We start from the raw sequence: 13,287 nt of genomic DNA on the forward strand, positions 1-13,287 counted from the left end.
TCGCCCATCAGGCCGTCGGCAGATCCTCCGGCAGCCACGTGTTGTGGCTGGCGCCGCCGTCGACGTAGATGATCGACCCCGTGGTGCCCGGCAGCCAATCCGAGAGCAGGGCGCAGATCGACCGGGCGACCACCGTCGGGTCGTCGACGTCCCAGCCGATCGGGGACGCGCCGTCCCAGTAGGTGTTGAGCTGGTTCATCTTCGCGGCGTCGTCGGTCGCGGTGCCCGCGATCGCCTTGGCGGCCAGCGTCTTGATCGGACCGGCGGCGATGAGGTTGGACCGCACCTTCTTGGCCGCGCCGACCTCGCGCGCGACGTAGCGGTTCACCGATTCCAGCGCCGCCTTGGCCACGCCCATCCAGTTGTAGTACGGCATCGACGTGCGCGGATCGAAGTCCATGCCGACGATGGAACCGCCCGCGTTCATCACGGGCAGCACGGCGCGGGCCAGCGCGGCGTAGCTCCACGCCGAGATCTCGAACGCCTTCGCGGCATCGGGACCGGGCCCGTCGAGGAACGGCTTGGCGTCCGGGCCCATGAGGGTGCGCGGCGCGAACGCGATGGAGTGCAGCACGCCGTCGACGCCGTCGGGCGCGACCTCGCGCACCCGGTCGGCGAGGGTGGCGAGGTGCTCCTCGTTGGTCGCGTCGAGTTCGATCGCGGGCGGCACCTCCTTCGGCAGCCGCTGCGCGATCCGGTCGATCAGCCGCAGCCGGTCGAAACCGGTGATGATGACGCGTGCACCCTGTTCCTGCGCCACCGCGGCGGCGTGGAACGCGATCGAGGCATCGGTGATGATGCCGGTGATCAGGATGGTCTTGCCCTCGAGCAATCCGCCCATGAGTCTGTAGTTCTCCTGTGTAGGTGAATCGGGGACGTCAGTGGCCCATGCCCATGCCGCCGTCGACGGGGATGACCGCGCCGGTGATGTAGCCGGCGTCGTCGGAGACGAGGAAGCTGATCGCGCCCGCGACATCCTCGGGCTGCCCCATCCGCTGCGCGGGAATGCCGTACTTGAGGACGAGATCGCGCATCTCGTCGGTCATGTCCTCGCGGGTCATGTCGGTGTCGATCAGTCCAGGCGCCACCACGTTGGCGGTGATGTTGCGCGAACCGATCTCCATGGTGATCGCACGCGCCATGCCGACCAGGCCCGCCTTGGACGCGGCGTAGTTGACCTGGCCCGGCCCGCCCTTGAGGCCGACGACCGAGCCGAGGAAGACGATCCGGCCGAACTTCGCGCGCAGCATGGCCCGGTTGGCGCGTTTGGCACAGCGCCACGCGCCGGTGAGGTTGGCGTCGATGACCCGGCTGAACTGGTCCTCGCTCATCCGCATGAGCAACGTGTTGTCGACGATGCCCGCGTTGGCGACCAGCACCTCGACCGCGCCCTGCTTCTGCTCCACCTCGGCGAACGCCGCGTCCACCGAATCGGTGTCGGTCACATCGCACTTCACGCCGAGCATGCCTTCCGGCGCGCCCGATCCGCGATGGGTGACGGCCACCTTGTGACCGTCGGCGAGCAGACGCCGCGCGACAGCGAGTCCGATGCCGCGATTACCGCCGGTGACCAGTACCGACCGAGATGTGATGTTGGACATGGCGATCAACCTACCCCGTCACCGAATCGAGACCTAGCGCTGCCCCACCGAGCGCGCGCATACGACCTGCGCGCGGCGCGCCGATCACGGCAGGCGCTGCCGGTACAGCAATCCGGTGACGATGCCCGCCGCGACCAGCAGCATGCCGAGCAGCAACCACGGCCTGCTCGCATCGCCCCTGGTCAGCTCGAATCCGATCTGTTCCTCGAGGGTGTCGTAGACCTTGGTCAGCTCCTGGGCCGAGGCGGCGGTGTAGAAGTCGCCGCCGCTGAGTCTGGCGAGTTCGCGCATGGCGTCGTCGTCGACCGCGACCGGAACCTTCTCCGACGAGCCGTCCTCGCGCGGAATCTCCACCGAACCCCACGAAGTGCCGAAGGAGATGGTCGAGATCGGCACGTTCTTGGTCTTGGCGAGACGGGCCGCGACGAATTCGTGGCGCGGATTGTCCACGTCGTCGAAGGAGGGCACGGTCTGCTTGCCGTCCGACATCAGCACGATGCGCGCGGGCGGCGGCTCCTGCCCGCCACCGAGCACCGAGGCCAGGGTCTCGATGGCCTGCAACGCGGTGAGGATGCCCTCACCGGTGGCGGTGCGCTCGGCGAGTTTGACGTTGTCGATGGCCGCCTTGACCGATTCGTGGTTGGTCGTCGGCGACACCATCACCGACGCGGTGCCCGCGAAGGTGACGAAGCCGATGTTCAGCCCGGTCGGCAGGCCGTCGACGAACTCCTTGCCCGCCTTCTTGGCGACCTGGATGCGGCTCGGCGCGACGTCGGTGGCCTCCATCGACAGCGAGACGTCCATGACGAGCATGACCGTGGCCCGGTTGCGCGGCACCTTCTGCACCGAGGTCGGCCCGGCCGCGGCGATGGTGAGCAGCACGAGCCCGACCAGCATGAGCGCGATCGGCACGTGGCGCAGCGGGCTCGGGCGCGACGGCGCGACCTTCTCCAGCAATTCCATATTGCTGAACCGCAGCATGTGCTTGTGCCTGCCGCGCTGCACGAGCACGTAGCCGAGTGCGATGAGCGCGACGACGACGAGGAAGGCGAGCCAGATCAGCGCGGTGAAATGCGAAATACTCACTGGCGCGGTGCCTGTCCGCTCGGGGCGCCGAACGCGTGGCGCCGGGTGGCGACGAAACGGACCACGTCCGCGATCCAGTCCCGATCGGTCTGCAAGGTCAGCACCGGCGCGCCGCAGCTGCGCAGCGCCTGCTCGACCTGGGCGCGATGTCTCTTGGCGGCAGCCGCGAAATCCGCACGCAGCGTTGGCGTCACGCTGAATTCCCTGGTCCGCCCGGTCTCCGGATCGTGCAGCACCACATCGCCCATATCGGGCAGTTCCAGATCGCGCGGATCGAGGATCTCGACCGCGAGCAGATCGTGGCGCGCGGAGATGGCGCGCAGCGAACGCTGCCAGTCGATATCGCCGAGGAAGTCGCTGATGATCACGGCGAGACCGCGTTTGCGCTGCGGGCGGCGCAGCGACTCGATGCCGCCGCGCAGGTCGCCGCGCACGCCGTCGCGGGCGTGCGGTGTGGTGGCGATGCCACGCAGCAACGACTGCGCGTGCACCCGACCGCTGCGCGCCGGAATGCGCACCAGCTGTTCGCCTGTGGCGACCACCGCGCCGATGCGATTGCCGCCGCCGCTGGTGAGATGGGTGATCGCGGCCGCGGCGGCGATCGCGAGATCGCGCTTCTGGCAGGACGCGGTACCGAAATCGAGGCTGGCCGAGAGGTCGACGACCATCCACGTCTCGAGTTCGCGGTCGGCGATCATCTGCCGCACGTGCGGGTGCGTGGTGCGCGCGGTGACCGACCAGTCCATCTGGCGCACGTCGTCGCCCGGCTGGTAGGCGCGCGCCTCGCCGGGTTCGGAACCGGGACCGGGGATCAGGCCGAGATGATCGCCGTGCAGCACGCCGTCGAGGCGGCGGCGCACGGTGAGTTCGAGGGTCTTCAGCGCCGCCGTGAGCCGCGGATCGGTGAGTTCACCCGAGCGGAAGGACGGCGGTGCGTGCTGGGTCATCGGCGCTCGGGCAGCGGGATCCGGTGCGGCCGTCACTTGGGCTGGTTGTTGACGGCGGCCGGTGCCATCTGACCGACGGGCGCCTGCGGCTGGGCGGGCGGCTGCGGGATCTGCTGACCACCGGGCGCGGGCGCGGCGGCGCCGTTGGGCGCGACCGCCTGCGGCGCGACCTGCGGCAGGCCGACCGTCTGGAGCACCCGCTTGATCACGTCCTCGGGCGAGATCTCGTCGGCCAGCGCGTCGTAGGACAGCACGAGGCGGTGGCGCAACACATCCGGGATGACCTCGACCACGTCCTGCGGGACCACGTAGTCGCGGCCGCGGATCAGCGCGACCGCGCGGGCGGCGGCGATGATGCCGAGGCTGGCGCGCGGAGACGCGCCGTAGGAGATCCAGTTCGCCACGTCCTGCATGCCGAAGTCGAGCGGCTTGCGGGTGGCCGCGATGACCCGGACGACGTAGTCGACCAGCGCGTGGTGCACGAAGGTGTTGGCCGCGACCTTCTGCAGCCGGATGAGTTCGGAAGGATCGAGGATCGGCTTGGCCTCCGGCGGGGTGACGCCCATCCGGTAGATGATCTCGCGCTCCTCCTCCACCGAGGGGTAGTCGACGACGACCTTGAACAGGAAGCGGTCGCGCTGGGCCTCGGGCAGCGGGTAGACGCCCTCGCTCTCGATCGGGTTCTGGGTCGCCATGACCAGGAACGGATCGGGCATCGGGTAGGTCTTGCCGCCGATGGAGACGTGCCGCTCGGCCATCACCTCGAGCAGCGCCGACTGCACCTTCGCGGGCGCGCGGTTGATCTCGTCGGCGAGTACGAAATTCGCGACGACGGGACCGAGTTCGGTGTCGAACTGCTCGCGGCCCTGGCGGTAGATGCGCGTACCGATGAGGTCGGTCGGCACCAGGTCGGGGGTGAACTGGACGCGGGAGAAGCTGCCGCCGACCACCTTGGCGAAGGTCTCCACCGCGAGCGTCTTGGCGATACCGGGCACACCCTCGAGCAGGACGTGGCCGCGCGCGAGCACGCCGACGAGCAATCGCTCGACCAAGCGGTCCTGACCGACGATCACGCGTTTGACCTCGTAGATCGCCTTCTCCAGGGTCTGGACGTCACGCTCGAGGCCGGCCGCGGGGTCCGGCGCATCCTTCGCCAGGCTCGCCCCGCTCACACCATCCGTCGAAGTCACCAACATCCCCGCTTTCACCTCGGTCCTGTGCGTGCCGCCCCAACTATTCCAGGTAATCGCCGGACGTGCCGCAACCGGCTCCGGTCTGAGCCGAATTCGCACCGGATTCCTCGGGATTCCGCAGGACACTCGCTGCGAATTCTCAGGTTGCCGAACGCGCACCTTTCGGAAGGGCGCGCCTCGGTGGGTAGCAACATCAGCAAGCGGCAGGGTCGACACGCGGGTGCTCAGCCTGTGGTGGTCCGCCAATGGCGATCAGGTTGCCCGACGCAGGTTGCCCAACGCGCGCGGCCGGAACACCTCCACTTCGGAAGACCACACGTCCGCGGACAGCACGACCACGGTCTGTGACGTCAGCAGAAGGCGCTCTGCCGGCGACGTGGACCGCGCCTGGCGTTCCGGTCGCCGAACGCGCGCAGGCGGAGCGCGGGGGGCTCAGTCGGCGAGACGGACCGCGAAGGGCATGATGCCCGACTCGCGCACCGGCGAAACCTTGACGACATCGCCCGACTGTGGCGCCTCGACCATGGTGCCGTCGCCGAGATACAGCGCGACGTGCTGGCTTCCGTTGGGACCCCAGAACAGCATGTCGCCGCGTTCGCGCTCGTCGACGGGGACCCTGGTGCCCGCGTTGTACTGGTAGCCGCTGTAGTGCGGCAGCGCGACGCCGATACCCGCGAAGGCGTAGATCATCAGCCCCGAACAGTCGAAGCCGACCTTGCCGAAATCGCCGTGGCTGTCGGCGACGCCGCCGTCGCGGATGCCGAGTGTGGGGCCGTCCGCGTTGCCGCCGCCCCAGGCGTAGACCACGCCGAGTTGCGACATCGCCCGGTCCACCACGGTTTCCACGGCCGCGGTCCCGGTCACCGACGGTCGGGTCGGTCGCGGCGTGCCGCGGCGCGACGGAGTGGAGTTCTGGACGTCGGTGTGCGGTCGTCTGCCTTCGCCGAGTTGGGCGGCGCGTTCGCGGGCGGCCTGATCGGCGGCGGCACGGGCGGCCGCGGCGCGGGCGGCGGCCAGCAGTGCCGCTTCCTCGGCGCGACGCCGGTCGTCCCAGGCCAGGAACGCGTCGCGCTGGTTCTGCAAGCCTTCGACGTGCGCACGCGCGGCGTCCAATTGCTGCTGGGCCGCCGCGCGCTCGCGCAGCAGGTCCTCGCGCCGCACGGTCTGGTCGTTCAACGCGGCGGTCGCGGCGGCCATCGCGTTCTCGGCCGCGCCCTTCATCTGCTCGGCCCGCGCCGCGGCGGCGTCGGCGGCCGATTTCGCCTGGCGCGCGTCGGAATTGCGGTTGCCCTGTTCGATCTGGGCGCGCCGCAGCCCGTCCATGGCCCGCTGCTGGTTCTTGGTGACCAGGCTCAGGATCTCGGCGCGGTCGATGGCGCCGCCGGGGCTGTTGGTGGCCAGGTAGGTGACCATCGACCCGGAGGTCGGCCGGGTGTAGGCGCCGGTGGCGAATTCGTCGAACTCCTTGCGCGCGGCGGCGACCCGACCGCCCGCCGCGTCGAGTTCGCGCCCGGTCTCGGCGACGACCTCGGTGGCGGCGTCGGCGGCGTCGCGGGCGTCCTGGAGGTCGACGAGCGCCTTGTTGACCTCCTCGCGGCGCAGCGCGACCGCGTCGTCGAGTTCGCGCAGCCGCTGCTCGACGTCGGCGACCTGGTTGATGAGCGCGCCGACCGTGCCGACGTTCGCCTCGACCCGCGCACCGGCGTCGGCGATCGCGCCGTCGCTCGGGTTGGGCGGCGGGGGCGGCACCGCGGCGACTCCACCGGCACCGGCGAGCAGTGTCACGGCCGTCAGCAATCCTATGGCGATCGATAGTGGGTGTCGAAAGCCCACGGCGAACCAGCGCATCGCACCTCCAAGGACTTCGCAGCCCTCATTCGGCAGAGCCTCACGAGCCCCTGCCGAACCATCGAGCCCAGTGGTCGACAAATGGCCCTGGTCAGTACAAATTCACCATTGGTAACCAATAGAACCGTACGACACATCCGACACCTAGAAAACTCTGGCAACAGAATCACATGCGCGTAATTTGCACGTTGCCAGCAATTAGCCAGATACGTGAGAGGCGGACACCGGCAAAACCGAACCGGTCGTTATGAAAAGGGCGGTTCGCGAAGACCGGAACTCAGTCGACGGCCCGCGCCGCGCTCGCGCCGACGACATCGGCCGCCTCGGCTCTCGCGCGCCGCACCTTCACCCAGTGCAGGCCGCCGACCGCGAGCACGGTGCCGACCACGATCACCGAGGTGATGGCCGTCCACGACACCGACTCCGGCTCCGCGAGATGGTCGACGAACACGCGCGCCGACTCGACCGACTCGCCCTGCCTGCCCTTGGCGTAGTCCTCGGCCCATTCGAGGGTGACCCGGCTGATGGAATCGCTGTAGGTGCCGACCCAGTCGTCGCTGAGCACCAAGACGGTGCCGTGCTCGCGCTTGCCGACCTCGGTGGCGAGGTCACGTAGATTGGAGTCGTGGCCTGGATTGCCGGGAATCACCACGATGCTGAGCGGGATCCCGTGCGATCGCGCGTCGGCGACGACGGCCTCGAGTCCCGCCTGATCCTTGCCCTTCGGGGCGGCGACGTGGTTGTCGGCCACGTCGACCAGGATCGTCCGCAGGCCGCTGTCCGAGATGCCTGGCGGCAGTTCCGCCGCCATGGGGGTGAAAACCGACGTGTGCGAGGGGGCCATCTTCCATCCGGTCTGTCGAGCCGCATCGGCGTGCGAGGCGACGGGCATCCATCACTGCGTGGTGAGCATTGTCCCGGTCCGACACGGGTGGCTCGCCACCACCCCTTCGGGATCGCGGCGCCGGATCCGAGTCCGGCCGCCGCGTTCGCTCGAGAGCACAGTACGCGACACGCCACCGGGGCGGCGGACGACGCCACGCCGACCGGCCCCCGCGCACTTCTTAGGACAAGCGTACTGTTAGGGTTGCGGAGCGAGGAACCGGCGCTCGACGGCGCGGGAGCCCCTCCCAGGACCCCCGTCGCGGCCCCGCACGGGTCGCTCGACACCACCCAGCCACCGGCACAGCCCCGCCGGTGGACAACCCTCACAGACGAGTGGAGCTGACGTGACGACAAGTATCGATACTTTCGGCGCCAAGGGCACCCTCGAGGTCGGAAGCAACTCCTACGAGATCTTCCGACTCTCGGCCGTGCCGGGCACCGAGAAACTCCCCTACGCGCTCAAGGTGCTCGCGGAGAACCTACTGCGCACCGAGGACGGCGCGAACATCACCGCCGACCACATCCGCGCCATCGCGAACTGGGACCCGAACGCCGAACCCGACACCGAGATCCAGTTCACGCCCGCCCGCGTGATCATGCAGGACTTCACCGGCGTGCCCTGCGTGGTCGACCTCGCCACCATGCGCGAGGCCGTCACCACCCTCGGCGGCGACCCGAACAAGGTCAACCCGCTCTCCCCCGCCGACATGGTCATCGACCACTCGGTCATCCTCGACGTATTCGGCCGCGCCGACGCGCTCGAGCGCAATGTCGACCTCGAATACGAGCGCAACGGCGAGCGCTACCAGTTCCTGCGCTGGGGCCAGGGCGCCTTCGACGACTTCAAGGTCGTTCCGCCCGGCGTCGGCATCGTGCACCAGGTCAACATCGAATACCTGGCGCCCACCGTCATGGTCCGCAACGGGCAGGCCTACCCCGACACCTGCGTCGGCACCGACTCGCACACCACCATGGTCAACGGCCTCGGGGTGCTCGGCTGGGGCGTCGGCGGCATCGAGGCCGAGGCCGCCATGCTCGGCCAGCCGGTCTCCATGCTGATCCCGCGCGTGGTCGGCTTCAAGCTGACCGGCGAGATCCAGCCCGGCGTCACCGCCACCGACGTGGTGCTCACCGTCACCGACATGCTGCGCAAGCACGGCGTGGTCGGCAAGTTCGTCGAGTTCTACGGCCGCGGCGTCGCCGAGGTCCCGCTCGCGAACCGCGCCACCCTCGGCAATATGAGCCCCGAATTCGGCTCCACCGCGGCGATCTTCCCGATCGACGCCGAGACCATCAACTACCTGCGCCTCACCGGCCGCAGCGACGAGCAGCTCGCGCTCGTCGAGGCGTACGCCAAGGAGCAGGGTCTGTGGCACGACGCCGAATCCGAGCCCGCGTACTCGGAGTACCTCGAGCTCGACCTGAGCACCGTCGTCCCCTCCATCGCGGGGCCCAAGCGCCCCCAGGACCGGATCCTGCTGTCCGACAGCAAGACCGCGTTCCGCAAGGACATCCACAACTACACGAACGACGCGGAGTCCGGCCCGGCCGCCGACACCCCGCACACGCACCTGGACGAGGCCATCGAGGAGTCCTTCCCGGCCTCCGATCCGGCCGTGCTCTCCTTCGCCGAGGACGACGCGGTGCTGCCGTCGGCCGCCAACGGCAGCGTCGGGCGCCCGTCCAAGCCGATCCAGGTCTCCGATCCCGAGCGCGGCGACTTCGTGCTCGACCACGGCGCCGTCGTGGTCGCGGGCATCACCTCGTGCACCAACACCTCCAACCCCTCGGTCATGATCGGCGCGGCCCTGCTGGCGCGCAACGCGGTCGAGAAGGGTCTGTCCTCCAAGCCGTGGGTGAAGACCAACATGGCGCCGGGCTCGCAGGTCGTCTCCGACTACTACGAGAAGGCCGGTCTGTGGCCGTACCTGGAGAAGCTCGGCTTCTTCGTCGGCGGCTACGGCTGCACCACCTGCATCGGCAACACCGGTCCGCTGCCGGAGGAGATCTCCAAGGCGGTCAACGACAACGACCTCTCGGTCACCGCGGTGCTCTCGGGCAACCGCAACTTCGAGGGCCGCATCTCCCCCGACGTCAAGATGAACTACCTGGCCTCGCCGCCGCTGGTCATCGCCTACGCGCTCGCGGGCAGCATGGACTTCGACTTCGAGGTCGACGCGCTCGGCAAGGACACCGACGGCAATTCGGTCTTCCTGAAGGACATCTGGCCGTCGGCGCAGGAGATCGACGACACCATCAAGTCGGCGATCAGCCGCGACATGTTCACCAAGTCCTACGCCACCGTCTTCGAGGGCGACGAGCGCTGGCGCAACCTGGAGACCCCCGAGGGCGACACCTTCGCCTGGGACCCGAACTCCACCTACGTGCGCAAGGCCCCCTACTTCGACGGCATGGAGCTCGAGCCCGCGCCGGTCGAGGACATCACGGGCGCGCGCGTGCTCGCACTGCTCGGCGACTCGGTCACCACCGACCACATCAGCCCGGCGGGCCCCATCAAGCCCGGCACTCCCGCCGCGCAGTACCTGGACTCGCACGGCGTGCAGCGCAAGGACTACAACTCCCTCGGCTCGCGGCGCGGCAACCACGAGGTGATGATCCGCGGCACCTTCGCCAACATCCGGCTGCGCAACCAGCTCCTCGACGACGTCTCGGGCGGCTACACCCGCGACTTCACCCAGGACGGCGCACCGCAGGCGTTCATCTACGACGCCTCGCAGAACTACCAGGCCGCGGGCATCCCGCTGGTCGTGCTCGGCGGCAAGGAGTACGGGTCGGGCTCCTCGCGCGACTGGGCGGCCAAGGGCACCCGCCTGCTCGGCGTGAAGGCGGTCATCACCGAATCCTTCGAGCGCATCCACCGCTCGAACCTCATCGGCATGGGCGTCATCCCGCTGCAGTTCCCGGCGGGCGAGTCGGCCGCCTCGCTGAAGCTCGACGGCACCGAGGTCTTCGACATCGAGGGCGTCACCAAGCTGAACGAGGGTGTCACGCCGAAGACCCTGAAGGTCACCGCGACCAAGGACAGCGGCGAGAAGATCACCTTCGACGCCGTGGTCCGCATCGACACCCCCGGTGAGGCGGACTACTACCGCAACGGCGGCATCCTCCAGTACGTGCTGCGGAACATGATTCGCGGCTGATGGTTTCGCCGCTCCCCGCGCGGCGGGGATGATCCGAGCAGTCGTGTATCGAGGTGCGCGCCCCCGAACGCCCCGGGGGGCGGGCCACCCCCCCAAACCACGCGGAGTTGGGATTTGGCAAGGTCAGTGAAGATCATCTCGCCGCACGTCGCAGCCAGATTCTCGAAGGGGCGCGGGCCTGCTTCGCCGAATTCGGTTACGACGGAGCGACCGTCCGCCGTCTGGAGGAGGCGATCGGGTTGTCCCGCGGCGCCATCTTCCATCACTTCCGCGACAAGGACGCGCTGTTCCTCGCGTTGGCGCAGGAGGACGCCGAGCGCATGGCCGATGTCGCGGCCAATCAGGGCATCGTGCAGGTGATGCGCGACATGCTCACCCATCCTGAGCAGTTCAACTGGCTCGGAACACGTTTGGAGATCGCGCGGCGACTACGCACCGATCCCGAATTCCGCGCGAGCTGGACCCAGCGCTCGGCCGAACTGACCGCGGCCACGCTGGCCAGGCTGGAACGGCGCAAGGCCGCGGGCGCCCTGCGCGACGACGTGCCGACCGATGTGCTGCTCGGCTACCTGGATCTGGTGCTGGACGGCCTCATCGCCCGGATCGCGTCCGGGCACACCAACGAGAACCTCTCCGCGGTACTGGATCTCGTCGAGGCGTCGGTGCGGCGCAAGGAGTGAGCCGCGCGCTCGAAACGGCGGCGCCGGATTCCGGCGCCGCCGTCGCGGATGTGCTCAGAAGGTGTCGTTGATGTACTCCGCCGCGTGGGTGGTCCACAGCACGTCGGTGCCCGGCATGTCGTGGCCCGAGTACCGCACGTGCTGCCCGTCCGGCCACGGCGTGAGATATCCGATGACGCCCTGCACCGCCTGGGTGTAGCGGTTCAGGTTCGCCGCCGGGTCGCTCATGAGGAAGCGCAGCAGTTCGGCGAAGATCAACGGCCCCACATTGCCGATGCGCGCGCCCTCGACGAACGAGAACGGCGAGATCCCCACATCGATGATGCGCAGCGGCGAATTCGCGGGCGCGGCGGTGATGACGTCGCCGGGATTGGCGTAGGCCCGCGTCGGGATGTCCTCGGGCCACGGACCGTGCTGTCCGTGCAGGCCGAAGGTCGTCGGCGGGCACAGGTTCCCGACGGAGTCGCCCGCCTTGCGCAGCGGGTCGGCGATCGACACCGCGAACGCGATCTCCAGCGGTGAGCCGTCCGTATTGGTGTAGGTCCCCGCGCGCACCCCCTCCAGGATCTTGCTCGCACAGATGCTGCCGAGCGAATAGCTCAACAGCGCGCACACATTCGGCGAATCCTGGATCGCCTTGACGCCCGCGGCCACCCCCTTGCGGACCGAGGTGTCCAACGACGGCCCCCACAGGTCGGGGGTAGGCCCAACCGACGCGGGCCAGTTCGGCTCGAATGCCGTGAACCGCATCGGATCCAGCAATTTCGTGACATCGCGCAGCATGCCCGCAGGCTTGCCGTCGGAGTTGCGCGGCTCGCCGGTACCGCGCAGTGTGATGATGTCGATCATCGAATCCTCCCCTCTGCCAACGCCGCCCGACGCGACGCCGTACTGTCAGGGTGCGGCACCCTGGAGGGGTTGCGCGCGCGTAGCGACTACCTGTTTCCAGGCACGGTGACAGCCGGATCGGGTCTCGCGCTCGCGGGCGGTACTCGTACGATGCGGTCGAATTCGCGGCGGTCCGTGGGTCCGCGGATCGCGAGCACGCGTTCGACATTCGCATTGTGCGCGGGGACCACGCCGCGTCGACCAGCATGCCCCGACTGCGGTGGGCGCGACCGAATTGCGTGACGGTCGCCGGCGCGTCGAAGGCGCGGCGTACCGGTGCGGCGATTCGAGCCGGCACGGTCGACACCTCATCTCTTACCGCGCGAGCGTGACGCGGCGCGCATCGGGGTCGCCGGTTCGTCCTCGAGCGCGCGGGCACGAGCGGGTCACCCGTCGCGGAAGGATTCGGTTCGAAGGGCGCGCGATGGAGTGCCGCGCAGACGTCGAACTCGCCGCGCGCTACTCCTCGGACGGGATCACCGCGCACCCTCGCCGCATGCCGACCGCCGTCGGCCTGCTCGGTCGCCGATGATCGCATCGCCTCGACGTCGAGAGCGGGGCGTACGCGTCGGCACCGCGCGACGATCCGCGTCCACCGGGCCGGAGGTCGAGAGTCCCGCCCGACCCCGGCGAACAGGATTCCATTCCCCGGCGAACAGGATTCCATTGATCGACTCATCACCGGCGCCGTCGGCTAAAGGCGAACTGCCCGTCGCAACCCTCGCGGCCGAAATCCCGACACCCAGCGCCGGGCAGGTCAGGGCGATGACCACGGTGGCGGTCGATCCGGTGCTCTCGGTGCCGAGCGGCCATCGGACGGCCGCGTTCTCCGGTCTCGAAAGTCGTTGAGCGGTCCACCGTCGCGATTATCTGGCAAGCATCAGACGGGACCGAGACGCGGACACCGCACGGGAGGCGCGGCCACCCGATCATATATCGAAACTCTTTACACACGAGCATAATCGGACTGGCCGCCGAATCGGGCGAAATGCCGGAAC

11 protein-coding genes are annotated in these 13,287 nt (G+C 69.0%); 3 read left to right on the top strand and 8 right to left on the bottom strand.

The window, feature by feature from the left end:
* Positions 1 to 7: 7 nt before the first annotated feature.
* The 7 genes from inhA to IT779_RS00780 all read right to left on the bottom strand — a co-directional run bounded on the left by inhA (position 8) and on the right by IT779_RS00780 (position 7,519).
* Positions 8 to 841 carry an NADH-dependent enoyl-ACP reductase InhA gene (inhA, locus tag IT779_RS00750; RefSeq protein WP_196147175.1) on the bottom strand — a complete coding sequence of 278 codons (834 nt, stop codon included), beginning with the start codon at positions 839 to 841 and terminating at the stop codon, positions 8 to 10.
* Positions 842 to 878: 37 nt separating this feature from the next.
* The gene (gene fabG1, locus IT779_RS00755) at positions 879 to 1,601 is read right to left on the bottom strand and encodes a 3-oxoacyl-ACP reductase FabG1 (protein ID WP_196147176.1); all 723 of its coding nucleotides are present in this window, start codon (positions 1,599 to 1,601) and stop codon (positions 879 to 881) included.
* An 84-nt stretch (positions 1,602 to 1,685) separates the two neighbouring features.
* On the bottom strand, positions 1,686 to 2,687 hold the full coding sequence (locus IT779_RS00760; protein WP_196147177.1) for a VWA domain-containing protein: 1,002 nt from the start codon (positions 2,685 to 2,687) through the stop codon (positions 1,686 to 1,688).
* The gene (locus tag IT779_RS00765; protein WP_196147178.1) at positions 2,684 to 3,634 is read right to left on the bottom strand and encodes a DUF58 domain-containing protein; all 951 of its coding nucleotides are present in this window, start codon (positions 3,632 to 3,634) and stop codon (positions 2,684 to 2,686) included. Before IT779_RS00765 ends, IT779_RS00760 begins: the two co-directional genes overlap by 4 nt.
* Positions 3,635 to 3,666: 32 nt before the next feature.
* Complete coding sequence (gene moxR1 / locus IT779_RS00770; RefSeq protein WP_232541337.1) at positions 3,667 to 4,830, bottom strand: chaperone MoxR1; 1,164 nt, start codon at positions 4,828 to 4,830, stop codon at positions 3,667 to 3,669.
* 429 nt (positions 4,831 to 5,259) lie between these two features.
* Positions 5,260 to 6,675 (bottom strand): NlpC/P60 family protein, encoded by a 1,416-nt coding sequence (locus IT779_RS00775; protein WP_196147179.1) that lies wholly within the window; start codon positions 6,673 to 6,675, stop codon positions 5,260 to 5,262.
* A gap of 277 nt (positions 6,676 to 6,952) precedes the next feature.
* Positions 6,953 to 7,519, bottom strand: coding sequence for an Rv1476 family membrane protein (locus IT779_RS00780; RefSeq protein ID WP_196147180.1), 567 nt, complete (start codon positions 7,517 to 7,519; stop codon positions 6,953 to 6,955).
* 385 nt (positions 7,520 to 7,904) lie between these two features.
* Here IT779_RS00780 and IT779_RS00785 point away from each other — a divergent pair, with 385 nt between their 5' ends.
* Both IT779_RS00785 and IT779_RS00790 read left to right on the top strand, forming a co-directional pair.
* Positions 7,905 to 10,721, top strand: a complete 2,817-nt coding sequence (locus tag IT779_RS00785) for an aconitate hydratase (RefSeq protein ID WP_196147181.1) — start codon at positions 7,905 to 7,907, stop codon at positions 10,719 to 10,721.
* A gap of 107 nt (positions 10,722 to 10,828) precedes the next feature.
* Positions 10,829 to 11,401, top strand: a complete 573-nt coding sequence (locus IT779_RS00790) for a TetR/AcrR family transcriptional regulator (protein WP_196147182.1) — start codon at positions 10,829 to 10,831, stop codon at positions 11,399 to 11,401.
* A gap of 54 nt (positions 11,402 to 11,455) precedes the next feature.
* On the opposite strand, the gene IT779_RS00795 is transcribed toward IT779_RS00790, so the two are convergent.
* Entirely contained in the window at positions 11,456 to 12,250 is a 795-nt protein-coding gene (locus IT779_RS00795) for a hypothetical protein (RefSeq protein ID WP_196147183.1), read from the bottom strand.
* A gap of 705 nt (positions 12,251 to 12,955) precedes the next feature.
* Here IT779_RS00795 and IT779_RS00800 point away from each other — a divergent pair.
* Positions 12,956 to 13,138: a hypothetical protein gene (locus IT779_RS00800; RefSeq protein ID WP_196147184.1), complete on the top strand. Its 183-nt coding sequence runs from the start codon at positions 12,956 to 12,958 to the stop codon at positions 13,136 to 13,138.
* Positions 13,139 to 13,287 lie beyond the last annotated feature (149 nt).

It is taken from the genome of Nocardia bovistercoris (assembly GCF_015674855.1).
In the GTDB taxonomy this organism is placed as follows: Bacteria; Actinomycetota; Actinomycetes; order Mycobacteriales; family Mycobacteriaceae; genus Nocardia; species Nocardia bovistercoris.